28 protein-coding genes are annotated in these 26253 nt (G+C 43.2%); 26 read left to right on the top strand and 2 right to left on the bottom strand.

Translation table 11 applies throughout. The features are described from left to right. Positions 1–132 precede the first annotated feature (132 nt). The gene (locus DFR59_RS07345) at positions 133–1401 is read right to left on the bottom strand and encodes a replication-associated recombination protein A (protein WP_114744985.1); all 1269 of its coding nucleotides are present in this window, start codon (positions 1399–1401) and stop codon (positions 133–135) included. A gap of 142 nt (positions 1402–1543) precedes the next feature. Between DFR59_RS07345 and DFR59_RS07340 the strand changes: the two genes are divergently transcribed. The 23 genes from DFR59_RS07340 to DFR59_RS07230 all read left to right on the top strand — a co-directional run bounded on the left by DFR59_RS07340 (position 1544) and on the right by DFR59_RS07230 (position 23531). Next, complete coding sequence (locus DFR59_RS07340) at positions 1544–2221, top strand: YczE/YyaS/YitT family protein (RefSeq protein ID WP_114744984.1); 678 nt, start codon at positions 1544–1546, stop codon at positions 2219–2221. Then, positions 2218–2637: a cysteine metabolism transcriptional regulator CymR gene (gene cymR / locus DFR59_RS07335; RefSeq protein ID WP_114744983.1), complete on the top strand. Its 420-nt coding sequence runs from the start codon at positions 2218–2220 to the stop codon at positions 2635–2637. The genes DFR59_RS07340 and cymR overlap by 4 nt, the downstream gene beginning before the upstream one ends. Before the next feature lie 61 nt (positions 2638–2698). After that, positions 2699–3844, top strand: coding sequence for a cysteine desulfurase family protein (locus DFR59_RS07330; RefSeq protein ID WP_114744982.1), 1146 nt, complete (start codon positions 2699–2701; stop codon positions 3842–3844). Between the two features lie 15 nt (positions 3845–3859). Then, positions 3860–4975, top strand: coding sequence for a tRNA 2-thiouridine(34) synthase MnmA (gene mnmA / locus DFR59_RS07325; RefSeq protein WP_114744981.1), 1116 nt, complete (start codon positions 3860–3862; stop codon positions 4973–4975). A gap of 99 nt (positions 4976–5074) precedes the next feature. Beyond that, on the top strand, positions 5075–5740 hold the full coding sequence (locus DFR59_RS07320) for a tetratricopeptide repeat protein (protein ID WP_114744980.1): 666 nt from the start codon (positions 5075–5077) through the stop codon (positions 5738–5740). A gap of 32 nt (positions 5741–5772) precedes the next feature. After that, positions 5773–8169 carry an SF1B family DNA helicase RecD2 gene (recD2, locus tag DFR59_RS07315; RefSeq protein WP_114744979.1) on the top strand — a complete coding sequence of 799 codons (2397 nt, stop codon included), beginning with the start codon at positions 5773–5775 and terminating at the stop codon, positions 8167–8169. A 157-nt stretch (positions 8170–8326) separates the two neighbouring features. Further along, on the top strand, positions 8327–8923 hold the full coding sequence (locus DFR59_RS07310; protein ID WP_114744978.1) for a biotin transporter BioY: 597 nt from the start codon (positions 8327–8329) through the stop codon (positions 8921–8923). Between the two features lie 129 nt (positions 8924–9052). Then, on the top strand, positions 9053–9595 hold the full coding sequence (locus DFR59_RS07305) for a PRC-barrel domain-containing protein (protein WP_114744977.1): 543 nt from the start codon (positions 9053–9055) through the stop codon (positions 9593–9595). After that, positions 9543–9731, top strand: a complete 189-nt coding sequence (locus DFR59_RS07300; RefSeq protein ID WP_114744976.1) for a hypothetical protein — start codon at positions 9543–9545, stop codon at positions 9729–9731. The genes DFR59_RS07305 and DFR59_RS07300 overlap by 53 nt, the downstream gene beginning before the upstream one ends. A gap of 27 nt (positions 9732–9758) precedes the next feature. Further along, positions 9759–9893: a YrzQ family protein gene (locus tag DFR59_RS07295; RefSeq protein ID WP_425454699.1), complete on the top strand. Its 135-nt coding sequence runs from the start codon at positions 9759–9761 to the stop codon at positions 9891–9893. A gap of 89 nt (positions 9894–9982) precedes the next feature. Next, complete coding sequence (locus tag DFR59_RS07290) at positions 9983–11059, top strand: AI-2E family transporter (protein WP_245948408.1); 1077 nt, start codon at positions 9983–9985, stop codon at positions 11057–11059. 328 nt (positions 11060–11387) lie between these two features. Further along, positions 11388–14021 carry an alanine--tRNA ligase gene (gene alaS, locus DFR59_RS07285; protein ID WP_114745262.1) on the top strand — a complete coding sequence of 878 codons (2634 nt, stop codon included), beginning with the start codon at positions 11388–11390 and terminating at the stop codon, positions 14019–14021. Between the two features lie 85 nt (positions 14022–14106). Continuing rightward, positions 14107–14373, top strand: a complete 267-nt coding sequence (locus DFR59_RS07280; RefSeq protein WP_114744973.1) for an IreB family regulatory phosphoprotein — start codon at positions 14107–14109, stop codon at positions 14371–14373. A 1-nt stretch (position 14374) separates the two neighbouring features. Continuing rightward, positions 14375–14791, top strand: a complete 417-nt coding sequence (gene ruvX / locus DFR59_RS07275) for a Holliday junction resolvase RuvX (RefSeq protein ID WP_114744972.1) — start codon at positions 14375–14377, stop codon at positions 14789–14791. A gap of 14 nt (positions 14792–14805) precedes the next feature. After that, positions 14806–15099, top strand: a complete 294-nt coding sequence (locus DFR59_RS07270; protein ID WP_114744971.1) for a DUF1292 domain-containing protein — start codon at positions 14806–14808, stop codon at positions 15097–15099. 198 nt (positions 15100–15297) lie between these two features. Then, positions 15298–16446 carry an endolytic transglycosylase MltG gene (mltG, locus tag DFR59_RS07265; RefSeq protein WP_114744970.1) on the top strand — a complete coding sequence of 383 codons (1149 nt, stop codon included), beginning with the start codon at positions 15298–15300 and terminating at the stop codon, positions 16444–16446. Between the two features lie 261 nt (positions 16447–16707). Beyond that, a complete protein-coding gene (locus tag DFR59_RS07260; RefSeq protein WP_245948407.1) occupies positions 16708–17364 on the top strand; it encodes an O-methyltransferase in 657 nt (218 codons plus the stop codon). Next, positions 17351–18280: a peptidase U32 family protein gene (locus DFR59_RS07255; protein ID WP_114744969.1), complete on the top strand. Its 930-nt coding sequence runs from the start codon at positions 17351–17353 to the stop codon at positions 18278–18280. Before DFR59_RS07260 ends, DFR59_RS07255 begins: the two co-directional genes overlap by 14 nt. Positions 18281–18353: 73 nt before the next feature. Beyond that, positions 18354–19628, top strand: coding sequence for a peptidase U32 family protein (locus tag DFR59_RS07250; protein WP_114744968.1), 1275 nt, complete (start codon positions 18354–18356; stop codon positions 19626–19628). 2 nt (positions 19629–19630) lie between these two features. Further along, positions 19631–20269: a uridine kinase gene (udk, locus tag DFR59_RS07245; RefSeq protein WP_114744967.1), complete on the top strand. Its 639-nt coding sequence runs from the start codon at positions 19631–19633 to the stop codon at positions 20267–20269. Between the two features lie 155 nt (positions 20270–20424). Then, positions 20425–20901 carry a transcription elongation factor GreA gene (gene greA / locus DFR59_RS07240; protein WP_114744966.1) on the top strand — a complete coding sequence of 159 codons (477 nt, stop codon included), beginning with the start codon at positions 20425–20427 and terminating at the stop codon, positions 20899–20901. 92 nt (positions 20902–20993) lie between these two features. Further along, positions 20994–22757: a peptidoglycan D,D-transpeptidase FtsI family protein gene (locus DFR59_RS07235; protein ID WP_114744965.1), complete on the top strand. Its 1764-nt coding sequence runs from the start codon at positions 20994–20996 to the stop codon at positions 22755–22757. Between the two features lie 72 nt (positions 22758–22829). Next, positions 22830–23531, top strand: coding sequence for a YrrS family protein (locus DFR59_RS07230; protein WP_114744964.1), 702 nt, complete (start codon positions 22830–22832; stop codon positions 23529–23531). A 44-nt stretch (positions 23532–23575) separates the two neighbouring features. Here DFR59_RS07230 and DFR59_RS07225 read toward each other — a convergent pair whose 3' ends face one another. Next, positions 23576–23785, bottom strand: coding sequence for a DUF2536 family protein (locus DFR59_RS07225; RefSeq protein ID WP_114744963.1), 210 nt, complete (start codon positions 23783–23785; stop codon positions 23576–23578). A gap of 164 nt (positions 23786–23949) precedes the next feature. On the opposite strand from DFR59_RS07225, the gene DFR59_RS07220 reads away from it, so the two are divergent. Genes DFR59_RS07220 through DFR59_RS07210 form a run of 3 tightly spaced genes read left to right on the top strand, consistent with a single transcriptional unit; the run spans position 23950 to position 26252 of the window. Continuing rightward, complete coding sequence (locus DFR59_RS07220) at positions 23950–24588, top strand: class I SAM-dependent methyltransferase (RefSeq protein ID WP_114744962.1); 639 nt, start codon at positions 23950–23952, stop codon at positions 24586–24588. Between the two features lie 15 nt (positions 24589–24603). Beyond that, positions 24604–25299 carry a 5'-methylthioadenosine/S-adenosylhomocysteine nucleosidase gene (gene mtnN, locus DFR59_RS07215; protein ID WP_114744961.1) on the top strand — a complete coding sequence of 232 codons (696 nt, stop codon included), beginning with the start codon at positions 24604–24606 and terminating at the stop codon, positions 25297–25299. Positions 25300–25328: 29 nt separating this feature from the next. Continuing rightward, entirely contained in the window at positions 25329–26252 is a 924-nt protein-coding gene (locus tag DFR59_RS07210; RefSeq protein ID WP_114744960.1) for a PLP-dependent cysteine synthase family protein, read from the top strand. Position 26253 lies beyond the last annotated feature (1 nt).

The raw sequence follows: 26253 nt of genomic DNA, 5'->3' as shown, positions 1-26253 counted from the left end.
GAAGTTAATCGACGTCCAGCTCCAACGCCTAGCCCCTCGAGTCATAAGTCGCACCTCTACGGAAATCAGGATTTCCTTCGAGTTGCGTCTTATGCTGGTCGGGGCTGACCAAGGCGCTTCCGCTTTTGTTCATTAATTATTATTGATTTTATCATATACTGTAGAAATCGCCTGCTCGAACTTTCCTGTTTTTTTCGGCTTGTAGTATTTCTTGTTTTTCAATGTATCAGGCAGGTACTGCTGTTTTACCCATCCGTTTTCAAAATCATGCGGGTACTTATAATCGACTCCCCTGCCAAGCTCCTTCGCCCCTTTATAATGGGCGTCTTTCAGATGAATAGGCACTTCTCCGCTCTTTCCGGAACGAATGTCTGCCAACGCCTCACCGATGGCCATTATGGCAGAATTCGATTTTGGGGAGAGGCAAAGTTCGATGACGACGTTAGCCAATGGGATGCGTGCTTCCGGGAATCCGATTTTCTCTGCTGTCTGGATGGCAGCCAATGTCCGCGGCCCGGCTTGGGGGCTTGCAAGACCGATATCTTCATAGGCGATGACAAGAAGCCGTCTAGTAATGCTTGGGAGGTCGCCGGCTTCGATCAGCCTTCCGAGATAATGGAGGGCTGCATTGACATCACTTCCCCGTATGGACTTTTGAAAGCCGCTTAAAACATCATAATGGGCATCTCCGTCCTTATCGTGGGCAAGACTTTTCATTTGCAGGCATTCTTCTGCTGTTTCCTCTGAGATGATGATCTCTCCATCTTTATTTTCTTCCGTTGAAAGGACCGCCAATTCCAATGCATTCAAGGCACTCCTTAAATCACCGCTGCTGGCCGTTGCAAAATGATGAAGGGCATCTTCTTTCATCACTAAAGGATATTTTCCAAGGCCACGCTCTTCATCCTCCACCGCCGCTTGAAGGGCTTTTTCCATATCAGCCTGCTCCAATGGCTTCAATTCGAAAATCTGGCACCTGCTCCTGATGGCAGGATTAATGGCATGATAAGGATTGCTCGTAGTTGCACCGATCATTGTGATCATCCCGTTTTCTAAATAGGGGAGGAGAAAGTCCTGCTTTGCTTTATCAAGTCTATGCACCTCGTCAAGCAGCAGAATGACTTTCCCGGACATCTTGGCTTCCTGTACCACGATTTCCATATCTTTTTTATTGTTGGTAACGGCATTCAGCATCCTGAATGCGTACTTGGTGCTTCCTGCTATGGCGCTGGCAATCGACGTTTTGCCTATGCCGGGTGGCCCGTACAAAATCATGGAAGAAAGCTGCTTGGCTTTTACCATCCGCCTGATGATCTTTCCTTCTCCGACCAGGTGCTCTTGTCCGACGATCTCATCAATGTTTCTGGGGCGCATCCGATAGGCCAAAGGTTTAGTGGTCATGTGCATCTCTCCAAACTGATGTTCTAGTACATGTATTGTAGCAAAGAGAAAGCTTGAATGCATCTGTAACGGGTTCTATGCTATAATGTCAAAAGTGAAAAAGTGAAATCGGAAAGTCAAAAACATGGAATAGAGGAATGCTATGGACAAAAGAAAAAGTATCATCGCCAGGTTCGCCTTCTTTATTGTCGGCCTTTTGATTATGTCGCTTGGAATTGTCTTTTTGATTCTTGCAGATCTTGGTGCGACACCTTGGGATGTCCTTCATGTCGGATTGTATGAACAGCTGGGTTTGACAATTGGCTCCTGGTCCATACTAATCGGATGCATCGTCCTGCTTTCCTCTTCCATTCTATCAAGGAAAATTCCTAAAGTAGGAGCTTATTTGAATATGCTGCTCGTAGGATTTTTCATTGATTTATATATGCTGCTGCCGTTTATGAAAACACCGGACACATTGATAGGGAAAATCATCATGTTCCTTGTTGGGATGGTAGTCATGGCCTATGGCATGGGACTTTACATTGCGGCGGGTATTGGCGCCGGACCAAGGGACAGTTTGATGCTGGCCGTCAATGAACGTACGGGGTGGAAGATTTCCCACGTTCGAAGGGCTATGGAAATAGTGGTTTTAGCCATTGGCTGGCAATTAGGCGGACCAGTATACTATGGGACGATTTTTTTTAGTCTTTCAATCGGTACTCTAGTTGGAATCGCATTGCCGCAATGTCAAAAAACGGTGGATTATTTGATGGAAAAGGCAGTATCAGTAAAGAAAACAATTTCAACAAATGAAATAGATAGAGGTGCGAAACTATGAAAATTTCTACTAAAGGCCGCTATGGGCTGACCATTATGATTGAGCTTGCCAAAAGGCATGGTGAAGGGCCTACATCTTTAAAAACAATTGCAGCGGCGCATGAATTATCTGAGCATTATCTCGAACAATTAGTGGCGCCATTGCGAAATGCAGGATTAGTCAAAAGTATCAGGGGGGCATATGGCGGCTATATCTTAGCCAAAGAGCCTTCCGAAATTTCATCAGGGGATATCATCCGTGTCCTTGAAGGGCCGATCAGCCCTGTAGAAGGAATTGAAGATGAGGAACCGGCTAAACGGGAATTGTGGATCAGAATCAGAGATGCCGTGAAAGAAGTCTTGGATAATACAACAATTGAAGATTTGGCCCATCATACGAATGATGGCGAGTCTGATGCTTATATGTTTTATATCTAAGGCAATGGTGGAAATCATACAGCCTTAGTCGATTATCAATCAATTATTGGAGTGAAATGAATTGGAACGAATTTATCTCGACCACGCAGCTACTTCCCCGGTGCATCCGCAAGTGGCTGAAAAAATGGTGAAACTGCTGAACGAACAATATGGCAATCCTTCCAGCATCCACTCATTCGGGAGGGAAGCGCGCCAGATCCTTGATAGTGCACGGACACTCCTGGCGAAGAGCATTAATGCTTCCTTCAATGAAATCATTTTTACCAGCGGTGGAACAGAAGCGGATAATATGGCAATCATCGGGGCTGCCCATGCTGCCAAGGATAAAGGGATGCATATTATTACTTCATCCATCGAGCATCATGCAGTGCTTCATGCCTGTCATGCTTTGGAATCAGAAGGGTTTCAAGTGACATATCTGCCTGTTGACGAAAAAGGACTTGTTAATCCGGAAGTTGTTCGACAGGCATTGACAGACGAAACGACTGTCGTATCCATCATGTACGGGAACAATGAAGTTGGCACGATACAGCCGATTGCAGAGATAGCGGATATTTTAAAAGAACATCAAGCGGTTTTTCATACAGATGCTGTTCAAGCATATGGGATCGAGAATCTGGATGTAAAACAGATTGGTGTGGATTTGTTGTCCGTTTCATCCCATAAGATCAATGGACCGAAGGGGATCGGATTCCTTTATGCCAGGGAAGGCGTCAAGGTCAAGCCTCGCATGCATGGAGGCGAGCAGGAGAAAAAAAGACGTGCTGGCACCGAAAATGTTTCTTCTATTGGAGCATTTGCTGAAGCTGTAAAAATCGCTGAAGAAACAAAGGAAGAAAGAAGAGAGAAATACCTTGGCTTCAAAAAGAAATTCATTGAAATCCTTACCCAACATGAGGTTTATTTTGTGGTAAACGGATTTGTTGATGAAGCTTTGCCGCATGTGCTAAACTTGAGCTTTGCCGGAACAGATGTGGAAGCGATGCTGGTGAATCTCGATCTATCAGGAGTTGCCGCATCCAGTGGTTCAGCATGCACTGCAGGTTCCATTGAGCCGTCCCACGTCCTTGTGGCGATGTTCGGGAATGATTCGGACCGCTTAAGGAATTCTATCCGCTTTAGTTTCGGCTTAAATAATACCGAAGAACAAATCGAAATGGCAGCTGAAAAAACAGCAGCCATCGTCAATAGATTGGCAAAACAATAAAAGGAGGTGCGGAAAATGAATAAAGCACCGAAAGATACGCGTGTCGTGGTCGGTATGTCAGGTGGAGTCGATTCCTCCGTTGCTGCTCTTTTATTAAAAGAACAGGGCTATGATGTCATCGGCATTTTCATGAAAAACTGGGATGATACGGATGAATCCGGTGTCTGCACGGCAACAGAAGACTACGAAGACGTCATCCGCGTCTGCAACCAAATCGGAATCCCGTACTATGCAGTCAATTTTGAGCAGCAGTATTGGGATAAAGTATTTACGTATTTCCTTGATGAATATAAAGCGGGCCGGACGCCTAACCCGGATGTCATGTGCAATAAGGAAATCAAATTCAAAGCATTCCTTGAGCATGCGGTGAAGCTTGGAGCCGATTATCTCGCCACCGGCCATTATGCACAGGTGGAATTCCGCGATGGAGAATACAAGATGCTGAGGGGGCTGGATGAGAATAAGGATCAGACCTATTTCCTGAACCAGCTTTCACAGGAGCAGCTTTCCAAAGTTATGTTCCCGATTGGCGGCATCAATAAAAAGAAAGTGCGTGAGATTGCGGCAGAAGCCGAGCTTGCAACAGCGTCTAAAAAAGACAGTACCGGAATCTGTTTCATTGGGGAACGGAATTTCAAAGAATTCCTCGGAAACTATCTGCCTGCCCAACCAGGCAAGATGGAAACGATGGATGGCAAAGTCATGGGCAAACATGATGGACTGATGTATTATACAATCGGACAGCGGCATGGGCTGGGCATTGGAGGTTCAGGCGATCCTTGGTTCGTCATCGGAAAGGATTTAGATCGCAATGTTCTTTTTGTTGGACAAGGTTTTGACAATGATGCCCTCTATTCCGAATCCATCATTGCTGCAAGTGTCAGCTGGGTTTCCAATGAAGCAAAACCGCAGGAGTTTGCTTGTACGGCTAAATTCCGCTATCGTCAGCCTGATCAAAAAGTAACCGTTCAAATACTTGAGGACTCCACAGTGAAAGTCATATTCGATGAACCGGTTAGAGCGGTGACGCCAGGCCAAGCGGTCGTTTTCTATAAGGGAGACGAGTGTCTCGGCGGAGGAACCATCGATCAAATCTTTAAGCATAACAAAAAATTGACGTACGTAGGCTAATGGAAGGACTGCTCTTTATCGTAAAGAGCCAGTCCTTTTTTTGCCTTGATTTATGGTATACTTCACATAGAAGTTGAAAGCAATGAGGTGGATGATTTTATGGATAAAAATAAAGCAGGCATCGAGCATTTGGAAAAAGGACAGTTTGAAGAAGCGATTGCCCTTTTTAATGAAGTGATTGAGGAAAATCCAAATGACGTGGTCGGCTATATTAATTTTGGACATGTTTTATCAGCGGTTGGCGAAATGGAAAGAGCGGAAAAGTTCTATCTGAAGGCCATTGAAATAGATGAAAAAGCAGGGGCTGCCTACTATAGTCTGGGCAACCTTTATTATGAATCGGAAAAATTGGAGCCGGCTATCAAAATGTATGAAAAAGCGATCGGCACCGGGTTGGAAAATAGCGATGCCTATTTCATGCTGGGCCTTTCATTCATGCAGGCTGAACAGTTCAAGCTGGCATTGCCTTATTTGCAGAGAAGCACGGAATTAAACAGTTCAGATGCTGAGGCAAGATTTCAATTTGGATTATGTCTGGCACAATTGGGACTTTATGAAGAAGCAATCAGTGAATTCCATAAAGTATTGGAGCTTGTCCCTGATCATACGGACGCCCTTTATAATTTAGGTGTTGCAACAGCAGGGCATGAAGATGATCCGGAAAAAGCCCTTGTCTATTTTGAAAAGGCACTCGAAATCCAGCCTGATCATATGCTTGCAGGCTACGGCAAAAAAATGATGGAAAAAGCATTAGAGAACGATTGATTTTTTTGTAGACGGAAAGGGGGGTGAAACCTATGAGCCGGCAAGGTCATATGGACTTATTTTCTGAAGACGAGCGATATATTAAAGGGCGGCATATTGTGACGATATTCCACAATGAGCAGAACCTGTACTCTGTCGTAAGGATCCGTGTGGATGAAACAAACCTTCAGGACAGCGATAAAGAGGCTGTCATCACCGGCTATTTTCCAAGGATCCACGAAGAGGAAACTTATGTTTTTTATGGAGATGTAAAGGAACATCCAAAGTTCGGCCCCCAATTCCATGTACAGCATTTTAAAAAAGTGATGCCCCAGACAAAAGAAGGGATCATCAATTATCTATCAAGTGAACTTTTTAAAGGAATCGGTGCTAAAACGGCAGAAAAGATCGTTTCAGAGCTGGGTGAAAATGCAATCAGTAAAATATTGGAGCAGCCTTCCATATTGGATTCAATCCCTAAGCTCGCCCCGGAAAAAGCAAAGACCATTTATGATACGCTAGTCGAGCATCAAGGGCTCGAACAGATCATGGTCGGCCTTAATACATACGGATTTGGACCACAGCTTTCTATGAAAATCTACCAGGTCTATAAAGAGAATGCGTTGGAGATCATCGAAAAAAATCCTTATCAGCTCGTAGAGGATATTGAAGGAATCGGTTTCGGGCGTGCTGATGAATTGGGAAGTAAAATCGGCATCCATGGCAGCCATCCGGACCGGATAAAAGCAGGAGTACTTTATGTTACGGAACAGCAGTGCATCCAGGACGGGCATGTGTATCTTGAAGCCAGGGATTTATTGCAAAAAGTGAAAGCTTTGCTGGAAGAAAATCAGAGCGTCGAAATTCCTTTTGATGCGATTTCCAATGAAATTGTCCAGTTGAACGAAGAGAGCAAATTGATGATCGAGGAACAGCGCATCTATCTTCCATCCCTTTATTTTTCTGAAAAAGGCCTGGTGACCAGCATTCAAAGAATCCTTGCGCAGGATGAATATGAAGATCAGTTTCCTCAGTCAGAGTTTTTGCTTGCTCTCGGGGAGTTGGAGGAGCGGCTGGGGGTTCAATATGCACCATCGCAGAAAGAAGCCATAAGCCAGGCATTGATGTCTCCGATGCTGCTTTTGACAGGAGGTCCGGGTACCGGGAAAACGACTGTCATCAAAGGAATCGTAGAGCTGTATGCAGAACTGCATGGCTGTTCGCTGGATCCTTCTCAATATAAGAAGGAGGAGCCGTTTCCCATTCTTCTTGCCGCTCCTACTGGAAGAGCTGCAAAGCGAATGACCGAGTCGACCGGGCTCCCTGCTGTGACTATCCATCGCCTTCTTGGCTGGAATGGACAGGAGGGCTTTCAAGCAGATGATGAAAAGGAAATCGAGGGAAAGTTTTTAATCATAGACGAAATGTCGATGGTCGATACATGGCTTGCCCACCAGCTGTTTAAAGCTCTTCCGGAACATATTCAAGTAGTCATGGTGGGTGACGAAGATCAGCTGCCCTCAGTCGGTCCGGGACAAGTGTTGAAGGACCTGTTAGCTTCGAAGGTAATTCCGACAGTCAGGCTGACGGATATCTACCGGCAGGCTGAAGGCTCCTCGATCATTGAATTGGCCCATGAGATTAAAAACGGCCATGTGCCCGCTGATGTAAGAAAGCAGCAGCCTGACCGCTCGTTTATTGCTTGCAGTTCAGGACAGATCACCCAAGTGGTTGAGAAAGTCGTGCAGAATGCGGTGACAAAAGGCTTTACCGCCAAGGACATTCAAGTCTTGGCTCCTATGTATCGGGGGCCGGCTGGGATTGACAGCTTGAACGCCTTATTGCAGGAGATATTAAATGGAGATGAAAAGGGTACAAGGAAAGAACTCTCTTATGGGAATGTAAAGTTTCGAATAGGAGATAAAGTCCTGCAGCTCGTCAATCAGCCTGAGAAAAATGTGTTCAATGGCGATATAGGGGAGATCATTTCCATTTTTACTTCTAAAGAAAATGTAGAGAAGCAAGAGATGATCATCGTTTCATATGAAGGGACAGAAGTGACCTATACAAAGCAGGAGATGAATCAAATCACTCATGCATACTGCTGCTCCATCCATAAGTCCCAAGGGAGCGAATTTCCCATCGTTATTTTGCCGGTTGTCAAAAGCTATTACCGAATGCTGAGAAGAAACCTGTTATATACGGCCATTACCAGGAGCAAGAAATTCTTGATATTGTTGGGCGAAGAAGATGCTTTCCGGATGGGTGTCGAAAGGGAAGATGACCAAAAACGGAGGACAACCCTATGCCGCCGTTTAAAAGCAGCAGATACAGATGAAGTCCAATCCGCTGTAAAAAGTGATGAATCCCAAACCCTCACAGAAGCAAACATCCATCAGATCAATCCAATGATCGGGATGGAAGACATCTCCCCATATGACTTTTTGTGAAAAGTGTAATAATTGATATTTACCGAAGAGGACCTTAGATGGTCTTCTTTTTTTGTGAACTTAAACATATATGTCAACTAGTCAACTAAAAATGTTGACATATATTTAAGGATGAGGATATTCTATAAATGAAGAACATTTGACATGGGGGATACATATGAACAAAAAACTAAAACCAATTGATTTAACACTAGCAGCAATGTTTGTAGCCTTAATGGCAATCGGAGCGAACATTACAACAATGGTTCCATTCATGGTAGTCGGCGGGGTCCCGATCACACTGCAGACGTTTTTTGCCATATTGGCTGGAGCCATCCTCGGAAGCCGCCTTGGAGCAATAGCCATGATTGTCTATGCATTGGTGGGACTTGCGGGTGTTCCGGTCTTCGCGCAGTTCAGCGGAGGATTTTCAAACATCTTAAGCCCGACATTTGGATTTATCATATCTTATATCATGACGGCTTATGCAACAGGAAAAATCATTGAAAAGAAAAATTCCGTCCCAGTATATATCACTGCAGCACTGATTGGAATGGCCATCAATTACCTTTTCGGAACAAACTGGATGTATGGCGCCTATAAACTTTGGGCATCAGCTCCAGATGGATTCACATACAAAATGGCATGGGCGTGGATGATGGTTCCACTGCCAAAAGACATCATCCTTTCCGTTTTGGGTGGATTGATGGCACATAGGCTGGATAAAACGCTAATGTCCAGAAGCTCCTACAGAAATCTTAAGAAATCAGCTTAATCATAAGCGGGGAAATCAATGAAAAAATGATTTCCCTGCTTTTTTTATTAATCCTTATTGGAAAAGTCTACTGTTTATGAAACCTTTCGATTCGGGAACAATAGGAATGTTCGGAAGGTGGGGATACTTTTGCGAACATTTTCGTTGATCAACGGACTCGCAGTTTTTTTAACGAACGGCGAACAAGCAGGCTGTGTCTGCGATATCTACATTTCTGAACACGGGCGTGTAACTGGCATAGCAATGAAAGCGAAAGGGCTGTTCCCAAAAAAATATCGATTGCCGATTGAGTCTGTCATCGCTATCGGCCCTGATGGAATCCTGATCGACAGCAAAGAACATTTGCAGCGAGGGAATGGAGAAGATGGGGAATACACGCTTCTCCATCATCAGCCCCTCATCGGGAGGAAAACCCTGTCGATGGAAGGGGAATGCCTTGGAGAGCTGGAAGATGTATATTTTCTGGAAAAATTGGGCACAATCGTAGGGTACGAGCTTACAGATGGTTTCTTTGCTGACATCATAGAAGGAAAAAGGGTCATTTCGACACCTGTTCCCCCATTAATAGGTAAAGATTCCATCATCGTCTCGACAGATTACATGCGAGGTGGCTTGCCCTATGATGAAATGTCCAAATTGCCAGAGCAAGGACTTGGGGAAAATCGGTATTAATCAATATTACTGCTGGAATTGCTTTATTGAGCTTTCAATTGCGAAAGGACTCATCCATACTCATCAAGTAGAAGAGGATGGAACGTTAAGTTCATTGGATGATCTGTTCGCCGAAGATGAACGACAATTAAGTTAAATTCAGTTATAGAAAGAGGTGATTGTTTTGAATAAAACGATGACCTCACTCATCGGATTTGGCGCCGGTATTGCTGCTGCGGTTTATTCTCAGAGGCAAAACGTAATAGGCGGCAGACAGTGGAAGAAAATGAGAAAAAGAATGATGAAAACATTCAGATAAAAGTCAAAGGGATAGTGAATAGTTCACTGTCCCTTTTTTGAATGAAAATTGCTGGAATTGGAAAACTGAGAAGCAGGGAGGGAAGTATTGTGTCTTCTGGAATCGGGAAATGGATTCAGCGATTAACATTGATATTGCTAGTATTGCTGTTATTATATGTCATCTATCTTTTAAAAGGAGTCTGGTTTCCGGTATGGCATATCTTATTCCTTACTTTCATTCCCTTCTTTATCGGAGGCTTCATCGCCTACCTCCTTCACCCTATCATTGAAAGAATACACAGTGCCGGCATTCATAGGGGAATAGCCATCATGATGATTTACTGTATTTTTTTCGGTGCAGCCGGCTATGGGCTATATAAAGGAGTTCCTCTATTGATTGTTCAGTTGAGAGAACTCTCTGATAACATCCCGATGTTTGCAGATCAATACAAACACTGGAATACACATCTGCAGAACTCCACTTCGCGCTGGCCGGACGGTGTCCAGCAGCAAATAAATGAGCAGATGCAGGCATTTGAACAATGGACAAAGGATTTCCTGGGCTATGTCGTAGACCTTTTGCTTAAAATCATCAATATGATGTTCATTTTGGCAGTTATTCCGTTCATCTCATTTTACTTCTTGAAAGATATTAACAAAGTAAAGAGAATGTGCTGGTATTTAACGCCGAGGAAATGGAGGATGCAAGGCATTCGTTTTTTAAGGGATGTCAATGATTCACTCGGGGGATACATTCGAGGGCAATTCATCGTTTGCCTTGCAATAGGCGCCATTTCTACTGCTGTATTATGGTTTCTCGGCATCCATTATCCCGTATTGCTTGGCATTGTCATTGGCATCACAAACGTCATTCCGTACTTTGGTCCAGTAATTGGCGCTATACCTGCTTTGCTCATTGCGGCATCGATTTCCATCAAATCGGTGATTTATGTTCTCATCTTGATCGTGGTTCTCCAATTTATTGAGGGGAATATCCTTTCGCCGTTAATCGTAGGCAAGAGCCTTCACATGCATCCATTATTCATCATTGCAGCCCTTGTGATCGGAGGAGAAGCAGCAGGTGTCATTGGAATGCTTTTGGCTGTCCCAATCCTAGCAGTTTTAAAGGTAGCCCTTATTCATGCAAAAACACATTTCCCCAAATCTTCTTCGAGTGAGAATTGACAAAAGGTGTTTAACTTTCTATAATTCGACATAGATACATAAAGAAGAAAACATAGATGGATCGAGTATGTTATAGCCCACCTAGCTTATGGCGCCAGAGAGGAATTTCCAAGGCTGAAAGGAATTCCAGGTGAAGAATAGCAGAACGCTAGTCCGGAGTACAGCTAATCACTGTCGTTCACCGCGTTAAGGTTTGAAAGAGATGGATGCAAAAGGCAAAAGCTGCATCCGAATCAGGGTGGTACCGCGAGTGCTCTCGTCCCTGCCATAGGGATGGGGGCTTTTTGTGTTTTCTAAAAATGATTTTAATCATATTGGAGGGAAAAGAATGAAGAATTTAACAGGTGCACAAATCAGAAGAATGTTTTTAGATTTTTTTGAAGAAAAAGGACATCGGATCGAACCAAGTGCCTCGCTTGTCCCGCACGAGGATCCATCATTGCTTTGGATCAACTCTGGTGTAGCGACTTTGAAGAAATATTTCGATGGACGGGTAGTGCCTGAAAACCCGAGAATTGTAAATGCACAAAAATCCATCCGTACAAATGACATTGAGAACGTCGGGAAGACTGCCCGCCACCATACTTTCTTTGAAATGCTCGGGAATTTCTCCATCGGCGATTATTTTAAAGAGGAATCAATGGTATGGGCTTGGGAATTCCTTACAAGCAAAGATTGGATCGCCTTTGACCCTGAAAAGCTTTCTGTGACCATTCATCCTGAAGATCATGAAGCTTATGATCTTTGGAAAGAAAAAATCGGCATACCTGAAGAGAGAATCATTCGTCTTGAAGGGAACTTCTGGGATATCGGTGAAGGGCCAAGTGGACCGAATACCGAGATTTTCTATGACAGGGGCCCTGAATACGGTGATGACCCGACGGATCCAGAGCTATATCCAGGCGGGGAAAACGAGCGATATTTAGAAATATGGAATCTCGTATTTTCACAGTTCAACCACAATCCAGATGGAACGTATACTCCGCTTCCTAAGAAAAATATCGATACTGGAATGGGTCTTGAAAGAATGGCTTGCGTCGTTCAAAATGTCCCAACGAACTTCGATACTGATCTTTTCATGCCGATCATCAAGGCAACCGAAAAAATCTCAGGCAAGTCTTATGGTGAATCAAAAGAACAAGATGAAGCATTCAAAGTCATTGCGGATCACATCAGGACCGTATCATTTGCTGTCGGCGACGGAGCGCTGCCTTCCAATGAAGGCAGAGGCTATGTATTAAGAAGATTGCTGCGCCGTGCTGTTAGATACGCAAAACAAATCGGCATCAATCGTCCATTCATGTATGAACTTGTTCCGGTTGTATCCGAAATCATGGTGGATTTCTATCCGCAGGTAAAAGAAAAAATCGATTTCATCCAAAAAGTCGTGAAAAACGAAGAAGATCGTTTCCATGAAACATTGAATGAAGGATTGGCTATCCTATCTTCTGTCATCCAAAAAGCAAAAGCAGCAGGATCGGATACAATCAACGGTGCAGATGTGTTCCGTCTTTACGACACTTATGGATTCCCGGTTGAGCTGACAGAAGAATACGCAGAGGAAGAAAACATGAAAGTCGACCACGGCGGATTCGAAAGTGAAATGGAGAAGCAGCGTGAACGCGCACGTTCTGCAAGGCAGGATGTTGATTCCATGCAAGTTCAAGGCGGAGTCATCGGTGATGTGAAGACAGAAAGCAAGTTTGTCGGCTATGACGTGCTTCAAACTACTGCAAAAGTGGCTGTCCTTCTGAAAAATGGTGAATTTGCAGAGAGTGCAGAGGCAGGGGAAGACATTCAATTCATCCTGGATCAAACACCATTTTATGCAGAAAGCGGCGGACAGATTGCGGATAAGGGGCTTCTTCTCGGCGACGGATTTAGAGTAGAAGTGAAAGATGTCCAAAAAGCACCGAATGGACAAAACCTTCATAACGCTAAAGTCGTTGAAGGCACGCTGATCAGTGGAGCTTCCGTAACGGCCATTGTGGACGAAGGTTCAAGAAGCAAAGTCATTAAGAACCATACTGCAACACATTTGCTGCACCAAGCCTTGAAGGATGTCCTTGGTACACATGTAAACCAGGCAGGTTCATTAGTGGAATCGTCCAGACTGCGATTTGACTTCTCTCATTTCGGGCAGATTAAAGAAGAAGAACTGAAGGAAATTGAAAGAATCGTCAATGAAAAGATCTGGGCAAGCATCCCTGTGAAAATTGAAAATAAAGGGATTGCAGAAGCAAAAGAAATGGGAGCAATGGCATTGTTCGGCGAAAAGTACGGGGATATCGTACGCGTCGTTTCTGTAGGGGACTACAGCATTGAGCTTTGTGGTGGATGCCATGTTTCCAATACATCAGTCATCGGATTATTTAAAATTGTATCCGAGAGCGGTATTGGTGCAGGTACAAGAAGGATTGAAGCAGTCACTGGCGAATGGGCTTATAAACAAATGAATGAAGGAATTCAGCTCCTTGGGGAAGTGGCTTCCAAATTAAAAACAAATCCAAAGGATGCATTGAGCCGGATTGACAGTCTTTTGGCAGAGCTCAAGGAAGTTCAAAGAGAAAATGAATCATTATCTGCGAAGCTGTCCAACATTGAAGCAGGCAGCATATTAGATCAAGTGAAAGACATCGATGGGGTGAAGGTCCTTGCGAGCAAGGTAAATGCATCTGATATGAATAACCTCCGGACCATGGCTGATGAATTAAAGCAGAAAATCGGGTCAGGCATCATCCTTCTCGGTGCTGTAAGTGAAGGAAAAGTAAACTTCATCGCAGGTGTCACAGATGATCTTGTTAAGAAAGGCTACCACGCAGGAAAATTGGTGAAAGAAGTGGCATCCATTTGCGGAGGCGGCGGCGGCGGCCGTCCGGATATGGCTCAGGCTGGAGGAAAAGACCCGCAAAAAATCGATGCAGCTATTCAATATGCGGAAGAATGGATTAAATCCGTTTGATTCCTATTGAAAGTGGTGTACAATGGTAGGTAACGATTGACAATTTGACTTGCCTTAAGGACAAGCATATAGTGAGGTGCAGAAAATGAGCTCATTTGACAAAACGATGCGTTTTAATTTTCCTGAAGAACCGATTGAACATGATGTAAAAGAAGTCTTGTTTCAAGTGTATGAAGCGCTGCAGGAAAAGGGCTATAATCCAATCAATCAAATAGTGGGCTACCTTTTATCAGGGGATCCGGCTTATATTCCACGTCACAACGATGCGCGTAACATCATTCGCCGCTTGGAGCGCGATGAAATGATCGAAGAACTGGTTAAGTCGTATTTACATCAGCACAAAGAGGGATGACATGAGAGTAATGGGACTTGACGTCGGCTCTAAGACAGTCGGTGTGGCGATGAGCGATGCCTTTGGATGGACTGCCCAGGGCATCGAAACCATCGCTATCAACGAAGAAGAGAAACAATTTGGATTAGACCGTGTCAAAGAATTGATAAATGAACACGAAGTAAGTAAGATTGTTGTAGGCTTCCCGAAAAATATGAACAATACAGTGGGTCCTCGCGGTGAAGCGTCGATAGCCTATGCGGAAATGCTTAAAGAAGCGTTTGGCCTGCCTGTTGTATTATGGGATGAAAGGCTGACAACCATGGCAGCGGAGAGAGTTTTGATCGAAGCTGATGTGAGCCGCAAGAAAAGGAAAAAAGTGATTGATAAGATGGCTGCCTCCATGATTCTGCAAGGATTCCTGGACAGTCAAAAATAATGAGGTGACTAATAATGGAACACGGAGAAAAAAATATTACAGTAATTGATGAAAACGGAAACGAGATGCTTTGCGAAGTATTATTTACATTTGATTCAGATGAATTCGGAAAATCCTATGTACTCTACTATCCAATAGGTGCAGAAGAAGACGATGAAGATGAAATCGAAATCCATGCTTCTGCTTTTGTACCTGGTGAAGAAGGACAAGACGGTGAATTAAAGCCGATCGAAACAGAAGAAGAGTGGGATATGATCGAAGAAATGCTCGGAACATTCCTCGACGAAGAAGAGGGCGAGCAAGAGTAAGGTTACAATTAGTAGAAGACCTGCGTGTTTACACGCAGGTCTTTTTTTATGTTAGCAACTTTTTAAATAAAAAAAGAAATTTTTTCCTAAATACTTTGAATAATTGTTGCAGATTAAAGCGAAAAATGTAGTATAATGAACATCGGTGCCGTTAATTTTGTCGATAATGTCCCACTTTTGTTCTAAAGGGGGAAAACCATGGATAAAGATCAATTCAACTCTAATCGAGATGGAAAAAATATCATTCATAATAAAATGATTGAAAGACAAAGTGAAGCAAGAACGATCCGAAGAATCGTCCTTATCATCTGTCTTGCATTAATTCTGATCATAGGCGGTGTCGGACTTGGCGGCTATCTATACGTCAAATCGGCATTAGGACCTGTGAATCCACAGGATAAAACACCGAAGACCATAGAAGTGCCGATAGGGTCCAGTGTCTCCTCAATCGGGAAAATTTTGGAGAAAAATGACATTATCAAAAATGCAACTGTCTTTAAATATTATGTGAAACTCAATAATGAATCCGGATTCCAGGCAGGAAGCTACGATCTTACTTCCGCCATGTCGCTGAAGGAAATCGTCACCAGCTTGAAAACAGGGAAAGTATTGAAGAAAGCAGCAATGAAAATTACTGTTCCTGAAGGATTGCAAATTGACCAAATCGCTGACATTATCGCAAAAAAAACAGGAACGACTAAGCCTGAAGTCATGAAAAAATTAGATGATCAGGCCTATATTAAAAAACTGATGAAAGAACATCCAGACTTGCTTAAGAAGGATATCCTGGCTAAGGATATCAAGCATCCACTGGAAGGATATCTTTATCCGGCCACGTACTCTTTCTATGAAAAGAAAACATCCGTAGATGATGTCATCGACACAATGCTCGATAAAACAGAATCTGTATTAGACCAATATCAGGGTGAGATGGAACAGAAAAAAATATCCGTCCATAAAGTGTTGACGATGGCTTCCCTGATCGAAGAAGAAGCAACTGCTAAAGCAGACAGGCATAAAATCTCCAGTGTCTTCTATAACCGGATAGATGAGGGAATGCCTTTACAGACAGATCCGACCATCTTATACGCTTTAGGTGAACATAAAGGAAGGGTCTACTATAAAGACCTGGAAATTGACTCTCCATATAATACGTATAAGAATTCCGGGCTTCCGCCAGGGCCGATTGCCAGTTCAGGAGATACGTCGATTGAAGCAGCATTGAACCCGGAAAAGACTGATTTTCTTTACTTCTTAGCAGCTACTAAGACAGGGGAATTCTATTATTCCAAAACACTGGAAGAGCACAATCAGAAAAAAGCAAAATATATTACCAGTAATAACTAAATCATTATGATTTTGGAGGGAAAGATCCATTAGCTTTCCTTCTTTTTTTATGTTAAAATAATACAAGTTATTTTGTCGAAAACTGCTGGAATGAACATTCCGAAGTATATCGGGCGTCGACTTTATGGAGAATAATGACAGGACAGAATGTAGAAAGCTGTATCCTATGGCTTTCTTCTTTTCATGTACACATTCATTTCCAGACGCCCTTTTTTCGTGAGCTCAGCATTACAGTGTGATGCCTGAAAGGAGAAATTCTACTTGAACGAAATAGTAAATGAATATATTGAATCCATGATTCCGGATCGAACGGATTTATTCCAAGAGATGGAAAGATTTGCAGAGGCAAATAACGTACCGATTATGGAATTGGCGGGGATTGAAGCTTTACTGCAGATCCTTCGCATCCAAAAGCCTAAAAGGATACTGGAGATCGGGACTGCAATAGGCTACTCAGCATTAAGGATGGCCCATGCATTGCCAGAAGCGAGCATTGTCACAATTGAAAGAGATCCAGAGAGGTTTCAAGCTGCAAAAGAGTATATTACAAGAATCGGCTATTCTGACAGAGTGATTGTACTCGAAGGAGATGCCCTCGACTTAGCTGCTTGCACAAATACTATGGGTCCATTCGATGCGATTTTTATTGATGCCGCAAAAGGCCAATATACGAAATTTTTCGAAATGTATTCTGAGCAATTGGCAGATGCCGGATGTGTTTATACAGATAATGTGCTATTCAAAGGATTGGTAGCTGAAAAGGAAATCGAAAACAAGCGCATCAGAAACCTTGTCGCAAAAATCAAACGCTACAATGAATGGCTGATGACGCATCCTGACTATTTGACTTCCATTATGCCGGTTGGCGATGGACTGGCTGTAAGTATTAGAAGAGGTGAGGAAAATGAAAACGCCTGAGCTGCTGGTAACTCCGACGAGTATAGAAAATATGAAAAACTTAATCGACGCTGGAGCAGACGCTTTTGTCATCGGGGAACAAAGTTATGGTCTCAGACTTGCTGGAGAATTCTCTCGCAATGATGTGAAAGAGGCTGTTAAAATTGCTCATGACAAAGGGAAAAAATTGTATGTGGCAATGAACGCGATTTTTCACAACGATAAAATTGACGAACTGAATGATTATATCGCTTTTCTTCGTGATCATCATGTAGATTCAATCATTTTCGGTGATCCTGCAGTATTGATGGCTGTAAGGGAAACCGCGCCGGAAATGCGCCTCCACTGGAATACGGAAACGACTGCCACTAACTGGTATACTTGCAATTACTGGGGCAGAAGAGGGGCGAAAAGGGCTGTCTTGGCTCGGGAGTTGAGCATGGAGGCAATCATTGAAATGAAAGAAAATGCAGATGTAGAGATTGAAGTACAGGTTCATGGAATGACTTGTATGTTCCAATCGAAGCGTTCACTCATCGGGAATTATTTCGAATTCCGCGGTGAAGCGATGAAGGTTGAAAAGCAACATCAAGAAACCGGGATGCTTTTGTATGACAAAGAACGTGATAATAAGTATCCGATTTTCGAAGACGAAAATGGTACACACATCATGAGTCCGAATGATATGTGCATCATTGATGAACTGCAGGAAATGATGGAAGCAGGAATTGATTCATTTAAAATTGACGGGGTGCTGCATTCACCTGAATATATTGTTGAAGTGACAAAGCTTTATAGAAAAGCAATTGACCTGGTGTTGAAAGATCCTGAAGAATACGAGGATGTCAAAGACGGTCTGCTGGAGAAAATCGAACAGCTTCAGCCTAAGACGAGGCCGCTTGATACAGGGTTCTTCTTTAAAGAAACAGTTTATTGAACAGCAATCTTTTAAGATTGTCCGGGAATGGTTTCGGAACCTATATGTAAGAGCTGTTAAGGAGGAATATGAAATGTCTGCCGTGATGCAGGATAAGATTTCAAAGATTATAGATGGCAAACGGGTAATCGTTAAGAAGCCGGAGCTGCTGGCCCCAGCAGGCAATTTGGAAAAGCTGAAGATCGCTGTTCATTACGGGGCGGATGCTGTTTATATCGGTGGACAGGAATTTGGTCTACGCTCCAACGCCGGAAACTTCACCCTTCAGGAAATGAAAGAAGGAGTCGATTTTGCCAAGCAATATGGTGCCAAGATCTATGTCACGACTAATATATATGCACATAACGAAAATATGAATGGACTTGAGGAGTATTTGACAGGGCTGCAGGATGCAGGGGTTGCCGGCATCATTGTAGCAGACCCTCTCATCATTGAAACATGCAGGAGAGTCGCTCCGAATGTTGAGGTGCATCTAAGCACCCAGCAGTCCCTTTCTAACTGGAAGGCAGTGCAGTTCTGGAAGGAAGAAGGGCTGGACCGCGTGGTTCTTGCACGGGAAACGAGCGGGGACGAAATTCGGGAAATGAAAGAAAAGGTCGATATAGAAATTGAAACCTTCATCCATGGTGCGATGTGCATTGCCTATTCAGGCCGCTGTACACTAAGCAACCATATGACAGCCCGCGACTCCAACAGAGGAGGATGCTGCCAGTCATGCCGCTGGGATTACGATCTCTTCCAAGTGGAAGGCGAGGATGAGTTGCCATTATTCAGCGAGAAGGACGCTCCTTTTGCCATGAGTCCGAAAGATCTGAAGCTGGTCGAGTCCATTCCGAGAATGATAGAGCTTGGGATCGACAGTTTAAAGATTGAAGGCAGAATGAAATCCATTCACTATGTGGCAACAGTTGTAAGCGTCTATCGTAAAGTCATTGATGCATACTGCGCTGATCCGGAAAATTTCGAGATCAAACAGGAATGGCTTGAAGAATTGGACAAGTGTGCGAACCGTGAAACCGCTCCAGCATTTTTTGAAGGCGTACCAGGCTTTCAGGAGCAGATGTTTGGCCAACATGGAAAGCAGACCAAGACAGACTTTGCTGGTCTGGTGCTTCATTATGACGAAGAAACCAAAATAGTCACCCTTCAGCAGCGGAACTTTTTCAAACCAGGTGATGAGATCGAATTTTTCGGCCCTGAAATTGAAAACTTCAAACAGATTGTAGGGAAAGTTTGGGATGCAAAAGGAAATGAGCTTGAAGCAGCTAGGCACCCACTGCAAATTGTAAAATTTAAAGCGGATAAGCCGTTATTTCCAAATAACATGATGCGGAAGGAGAATATATAAAAATGAGCCGTAACAAACCTATCGTTATTGGAGTAGCCGGCGGATCTGGCTCCGGAAAAACAAGTGTCACAAAAGCCATTTATGAGCACTTTACAGGACACTCCATTCTTATGATTGAACAGGACTACTATTACAAGGACCAATCCGAACTTCCATTTGAGGAGAGGTTGAAGACCAATTACGATCATCCGCTTGCATTCGATAATGATCTATTGATTGAACATTTAAAGAGCCTCTTGAACTATGAAGCTGTAGAGAAGCCTGTCTACGACTATACGATCCATACTCGTTCGGATGAAACAATCACAGTTGAACCAAAAGATGTTATCATTATAGAGGGAATTTTAGTATTAGAAGATGAAAGATTGCGCAACTTAATGGATATTAAGCTATATGTAGATACGGATGCCGATCTTCGCATCATCAGACGTATGCTGCGGGACATTAAAGAGCGTGGACGCACAATGGATTCTGTCATTGACCAATACATCAATGTGGTCCGTCCGATGCATAATCAATTCATCGAACCGACGAAGCGCTATGCCGATATCATCATTCCTGAAGGCGGGCATAACCATGTCGCCATTGACTTGATGGTAACAAAAATTCAAACAATTCTTGAACTAAAGTCATTTTTGTAATACGATAGCATAGATAAAAATATTGAAGTAAATGCATCATTTACTGAACATGCGCGCCCTTATACAGGACGCGCTCTGATTTATCCCAATGAAATACTACTACATAATGGAACCGAATAACGGGGGTTTCTTAATCTAAGAAGGAGTGAATCGTTTTGAGTACAGAAAAAGTATTTCCAATGACTAAAGAAGGTAAAGAGAAATTAGAACAGGAATTGGAGCACTTAAAATCCGTAAAAAGAAAAGAAGTTGTAGAACGCATCAAGATTGCCCGCAGCTTCGGCGACCTTTCCGAGAACTCTGAATATGATTCAGCGAAAGAGGAGCAGGCATTTGTCGAAGGGCGGATCACTACTTTAGAGAATATGATCAGAAACGCTAAAATCATCCAAGAAGATGAAATGGTCACAGGAATCGTATCTTTGGGTAAATCTGTGACTTTCGTTGAACTTCCTAATGGAGAAGAAGAAACATATACAATCGTCGGCAGTGCAGAAGCAGATCCTTTCGAAGGTAAGATCTCGAATGATTCTCCAATTGCCAAAAGCCTTCTCGGCCATAAAGTCGATGACCAGGTATCAGTCCAGACTCCGGGCGGAGAAATGTCCGTACGTATCACAAACATTAAATAATTTTTGATAAATGTCCAGGCCGCTATAAGGCTTGGACATTTTTTTTGACTATTTTTTGCTTGAATAGTCAAAAATGGTGATGAGGTGGTTTTGTGCGGCGGAAAAGAATTTATGGATTGGGCATCTTAATATTTATAGGACTGGCAATTCTAACGTGGAGATTGTCCTCAATCCAGTTATTTGCTACAGAGAATTTTTCGAATCATCATATCAACTTGATTGAATCTTCCGTGTCGCAAAGGACACAGGAACTCGAAATCAATGACGGCAGAGGGCAATTCCTTGATAGAAAAGGGAATCCGCTTACCTTTACAGAGAAGCCTGTCGTGGTCATTTTTCCTTTCTTAAAGAAGACAGTTTGGGATAAAGGAAAAGTGGCATCTATTTTACATATTTCATCCCAACAACTGGAGGAGGAAGTTCAAAAAGCCTCGAAGCCAATGGTGCTTGGAGGGAAGACCCCCATCGTCCTTGACAGCCGCCAGGAAGACCAAATCAATTCATTAGAAATTCCCGGGCTGTTTGCTGTTAAGAAATCATTTGCTGTGAGCTCACATATTGCAGAGGATATATTAGGATTTACAGCAAAGAACGATAATCTTTATAAACGTAAATATCCTGACCGAAAGGATATTGATATCCCTCCAATAGGTGTAGAAGGACTGCAGAAAACGTTTGATGAATTCCTCCTTCCTGACGGGGCCTCAAAGCTGGTGTATCATGTTGATGGGGAAGGACAGCCGCTTTTCGGCAACAAGGTGAAATATGTAGAGCCGGCCAATCCTTTTTACCCCGTCTATATTAAAACAACCATTGATCAAGAGATTCAAATGGGGATTGATGACATATTGAGAAAACGTGGTATGAAAAAAGGAGGGGCAGTGCTTCTGGATATCAAGACTGGGGATATCCTTGCGATGGCATCCCTTCCTGACCGCAGCGAAAAAGATCCTTATAAAAATGGCGGGGCGGTCAATTATATGTTAAAGCAAGAAACCCCGGGTTCTGTTTTTAAAACCGTCATTGCAGCTGCTGCCATTGAAAAAGGCGCGGCAGATGAAAAAGAATTCTTCGAGTGCAGTACTGATTTATACGGGAAGGAAGCATCGAGGGAACTCGGGAAGCTGAATTTCGATGAAAGTTTTTCACAAAGCTGCAACCGCACGTTTGGAGAGACGGCAAAGAAACTGATGGAGCAAGACCCGGACACTATCGAATCATTCGCACAAAAACTAGGGTTGATAGGAGGAGCAGGATGGCAGGGCGATCTATATCATGTGACTGGATTTCACCAATTTGAAGAAGATAAAGGAACCATTTTCATCAATGAGGAAAACAAGAGTGACGCAAATTTCATTGCCCAAACCGGGATTGGCCAAAAGGATGTCAGTGTTACTCCATTGGCGGTTGCCAATATGATGGCAGCGATTGCTAGGGGAGGGGAGAAAAAAATGGCCCGTGCCGTTTCAGAAATTGACTATCAAAATGGGACAGCCATGTTTGAATTCCCCGAAAAGGATCTTGATGGAAGTACCATTTCGCCTTATACAGCAATCAAGCTGCAGAGGCTTTTAAGGCTTGTTGTCACAGGAGAGAATGGGACAGGCAAGTCACTAAATGGGCTTCCATATGATGTGGCAGGAAAATCCGGGACTGCCCAGACCGGAAAAGGGGATTTATATAATAAATGGTTTGCAGGCTATTTCCCTTTTGAAAAGCCAAGATATGCTTTGGCTGTTGTAAATTTGGATGTTGCTGACGGAGAAGGTGGAGTAAATCCGATGTTTGCTGATATTGTCCAATTTCTCTATGAAAAAGATCAACAAACAGGAAATGAGGCACTGCCAAATCAATAGAAAATATGATATATTCCTTCATGTGGATGAAAAGTCATGGTATGATAATGGCAATGAAATGGAGGGACAGATATGCCTAAAGACTATAATTCATTTGGCGGTTCACGCTCTTCCCAAAGAGCCAAGCGCCGCAAAACGAATATTATATTAAATTCATTGATCATCCTAGTGATCATTTTGATTTTGGTGGTAGGAAGCAAAATTTTCTTAGGCGGGAAAGATCCTGTCAAAGAGCAGGGGGCATCTCAGCATGAACCCAAAACGACGGAGCCATCTGGATCTGAATCGGATGACTCCAGTCAGAATAATTCCGAAGATGCAAATAGTGATCAATCAAATACAGATGAATCAGGAGATAAAAATGCTGATTCATCCGATGAAAATAAACAGCAGGACACTCAGGAAGAACAGCCTGCAGCTGATCTGGGCGAAGCAAATGAGGTCCCTGATGACAGCAATGATCCAAACGTAGCCAAGACTTATGAAAATCCGGACTGGAGTCCAGTAGGCACCAGCCAGTCAGGTGATCATGTTTCATCATATGATGAAGGAACCCCCGATTGGAATGAAAAGGTCAAAGCCCTTTCTTATGCAACTGGGATCCCGCAGGACAACATGACCGTTTGGTTCATTGGCAACGGAGGAAGCCCTGATTCTTCTGTCGGGACTGTTGCTTCTAAAGACCAGACCCAAAAATACCGGGTATTCCTTCAGTGGGTGGACGGCGAAGGCTGGAAGCCGACAAAAGTTCAGGAACTCAAATCTCTACAATAATGAACACTTAATAAAAAAAGGATGAATCCAGGTTTTAAATGGATTCATCCTTTTATTAATTTATAGTGGACCACAGCAGAATAATGCTTCTTCCCATCATCCCCAAATTGGACGCTATGGGATACATGATGCACACTCAGCATGATAGCTTTATTCTGCTCGATCTTTTCATTGACCATCTGTTCCAGGCCTTTTAGGCTTGCAGCTTCATAAAACTCCACCTTATCCTCAATCATATCAAAATGAATATTCATATCCTTCACTCCTCTAAGCTACATTTTAGCCTGTCATCCATGAGGTTTTCAAGATACAATTCTGTTGATTGAAATGTGAGATTGTGATAGAGTAAGAACAGTTTTTAATTTAATTCATACTATACAGATAGGAATTATATAAATTAATAGGGAGCGGACCATCTATGGGCAGAGAATTTTTGGAATTATTTCAGGATTGGGCAGATTCTTATGATAATTCAGTTACGGGAAATGATGCTGAATATGCAAAGGTGTTTCAATATTATGATCACATCCTTGAAGCGGTTGCAGAACGCTCAAACGGAACTGTAGTGGAATTTGGAATGGGTACCGGTAATTTGACATTAAAGCTTCTGGACAAGGGGCTGAAAGTGATTGCAATTGAACCTTCAAAAGAGATGAGGGCAATTGGAGAAGAAAAACTTCAGGGCAGGACGAAAATCATCGATGGGGATTTCATTCAATTCGAGGTGGATGAAAATATTGATACGATCGTCAGCACATACGCATTTCACCATCTCACTGATGAAGAAAAACTAGAAGCTTTTTCAATCTATGGCAGGCTATTAAAGATTGATGGTAAAATAGTGTTTGCAGATACGATGTATGAAACAAAAGAGGCTTATCTGGAAGCCATTAAAAAAGCTGAAAGCGACGGATTTCATAATTTGGCCGAAGATCTTAAAAGGGAATACTACACAACTATTCCCGTTTTGACTGATATCGCCCAAAAAACGGGCTTTGAAGTTTCATTTAATCGCTGCAATGATTTCGTTTGGATAATGGAAGCGATAAAAAAATAGAAAGAGGTTTTATTCATGAAAGTAGCAATCATCGGAGCAATGGAAGAAGAAGTTACCCTATTAAGGAACAATATAACAAATCCTGAAGTGGAAACAATTGCAGGATGTGAGTATACAAGCGGCCAGATGGACGGAAAAGATGTGGTGCTCCTTCGTTCAGGTATTGGAAAAGTAAATGCTGCTATGTCAACGGCAGTTCTTTTAGAGCGATTCAAACCGGATGCCATCATCAACACAGGTTCTGCCGGCGGCTTGAATCCTGCCTTAAACGTGGGGGATGTCGTCATTTCTAATGAGGTGCGCCACCATGATGTTGACGTCACTGCATTTGGCTATGAATACGGACAGGTGCCACAGCTGCCTGCAGGGTTTGCAGCGGATGCAAAATTAATGGGTACTGCAGAAGAAGCCGCAAAGGAAACATCCGATGCTCAAGTGGTGATGGGTCTGATCGCAACGGGTGACTCTTTCATGAATGATCCTGTACGTGTTGAATATATCAAAGGAAAGTTTCAAGACCTCCAAGCAGTTGAAATGGAAGCAGCTGCCATAGCTCAAGTAGCACATCAGTTCAACGTTCCATTTGTGGTGATTCGTTCATTATCTGATATCGCAGGAAAAGAATCGGATGTATCATTTGAACAATTCCTGGAAACTGCCGCATTAAACTCTGCGAACCTCGTGATGAAAATGGTATCGGCATTATCTTAATCAACAGCGGCAAAGGAGTAGGGAGAAATATGCAAGTATATCAAAACATACATGAGTTGATTGGCCGTACTCCGATGATGGAGATCAAGCAATTTCCATTACCGGAGGGTGTCAGGCTTTTTGCTAAACTCGAATTTTTTAACCCTGGTGGAAGCATCAAGGATCGATTGGGGAAAGAGCTTCTTCAGGAAGCAATCTCAAATGGAAAGATTTCTAAAAACGGAACGATTATTGAACCGACTGCAGGCAATACGGGGATAGGTCTTGCATTAGCAGCTGTGAACAGCGGCATCCAAGTGATTTTCTGTGTGCCCGAAAAATTCAGTATAGAGAAACAGGAGCTTATGAAGGCGCTTGGCGCAAAAATAGTCCATACACCGACTGAAGAGGGGATGAAAGGAGCAATCGCCAAAGCGCAGGAGCTTCTTGAACAAATCCCTGATTCCTACTGTCCTCAGCAGTTTGGCAATCCAGCCAATCCGGAGACGTATTATAAGACCCTTGGGCCTGAGATCTGGGAGCAGCTGGACGGACAGGTTCACTTTTTTGTGGCTGGTGCCGGAACAGGTGGTACATTTATGGGAACAGCTAATTACTTGAAGGACCAGGACAAGAAAATCAAGACTGTCATTGTTGAACCGGAAGGATCGATTTTGAATGGCGGTGAATCAGGCCCCCATAAGACAGAAGGGATCGGAATGGAATTTCTTCCGCAATATATGAATACAGCCTACTTTGATGCAATTCATACCATCTCAGATGAAGATGCGTTCAGAAGAGTGAAGGAGCTGGCATCGCTTGAAGGCTTATTGGTCGGAAGCTCATCTGGAGCAGCACTTCATGCAGCTCTTCTTGAAGCGGAAAAGGCAGCACCGGGAACAAATATTGTCACGATATTCCCCGATTCAAGCGAACGATACTTAAGCAAAAAAATCTATGAAGGCGGGATATAAT

It is taken from the genome of Falsibacillus pallidus (assembly GCF_003350505.1).
In the GTDB taxonomy this organism is placed as follows: Bacteria; Bacillota; Bacilli; order Bacillales; family DSM-25281; genus Falsibacillus; species Falsibacillus pallidus.
This window is presented reverse-complemented; position numbering and strand designations above follow the sequence as displayed.

Coding starts and splice junctions, on each gene's coding strand:
- mltG (WP_114744970.1), top strand. CDS start 15,298: ATGGATAAAGATCAATTCAACTCTAATCGAGATGGAAAAAATATCATT.
- DFR59_RS07225 (WP_114744963.1), bottom strand. CDS start 23,785: ATGAATATTCATTTTGATATGATTGAGGATAAGGTGGAGTTTTATGAA.
- DFR59_RS07230 (WP_114744964.1), top strand. CDS start 22,830: ATGCCTAAAGACTATAATTCATTTGGCGGTTCACGCTCTTCCCAAAGA.
- DFR59_RS07345 (WP_114744985.1), bottom strand. CDS start 1,401: ATGACCACTAAACCTTTGGCCTATCGGATGCGCCCCAGAAACATTGAT.
- DFR59_RS07300 (WP_114744976.1), top strand. CDS start 9,543: ATGATGAAATGTCCAAATTGCCAGAGCAAGGACTTGGGGAAAATCGGT.
- DFR59_RS07270 (WP_114744971.1), top strand. CDS start 14,806: ATGGAACACGGAGAAAAAAATATTACAGTAATTGATGAAAACGGAAAC.
- mnmA (WP_114744981.1), top strand. CDS start 3,860: ATGAATAAAGCACCGAAAGATACGCGTGTCGTGGTCGGTATGTCAGGT.
- recD2 (WP_114744979.1), top strand. CDS start 5,773: ATGAGCCGGCAAGGTCATATGGACTTATTTTCTGAAGACGAGCGATAT.
- DFR59_RS07320 (WP_114744980.1), top strand. CDS start 5,075: ATGGATAAAAATAAAGCAGGCATCGAGCATTTGGAAAAAGGACAGTTT.
- DFR59_RS07340 (WP_114744984.1), top strand. CDS start 1,544: ATGGACAAAAGAAAAAGTATCATCGCCAGGTTCGCCTTCTTTATTGTC.
- mtnN (WP_114744961.1), top strand. CDS start 24,604: ATGAAAGTAGCAATCATCGGAGCAATGGAAGAAGAAGTTACCCTATTA.
- DFR59_RS07255 (WP_114744969.1), top strand. CDS start 17,351: ATGAAAACGCCTGAGCTGCTGGTAACTCCGACGAGTATAGAAAATATG.
- alaS (WP_114745262.1), top strand. CDS start 11,388: ATGAAGAATTTAACAGGTGCACAAATCAGAAGAATGTTTTTAGATTTT.
- DFR59_RS07210 (WP_114744960.1), top strand. CDS start 25,329: ATGCAAGTATATCAAAACATACATGAGTTGATTGGCCGTACTCCGATG.
- DFR59_RS07310 (WP_114744978.1), top strand. CDS start 8,327: ATGAACAAAAAACTAAAACCAATTGATTTAACACTAGCAGCAATGTTT.
- DFR59_RS07250 (WP_114744968.1), top strand. CDS start 18,354: ATGTCTGCCGTGATGCAGGATAAGATTTCAAAGATTATAGATGGCAAA.
- DFR59_RS07280 (WP_114744973.1), top strand. CDS start 14,107: ATGAGCTCATTTGACAAAACGATGCGTTTTAATTTTCCTGAAGAACCG.
- cymR (WP_114744983.1), top strand. CDS start 2,218: ATGAAAATTTCTACTAAAGGCCGCTATGGGCTGACCATTATGATTGAG.
- ruvX (WP_114744972.1), top strand. CDS start 14,375: ATGAGAGTAATGGGACTTGACGTCGGCTCTAAGACAGTCGGTGTGGCG.
- DFR59_RS07220 (WP_114744962.1), top strand. CDS start 23,950: ATGGGCAGAGAATTTTTGGAATTATTTCAGGATTGGGCAGATTCTTAT.
- udk (WP_114744967.1), top strand. CDS start 19,631: ATGAGCCGTAACAAACCTATCGTTATTGGAGTAGCCGGCGGATCTGGC.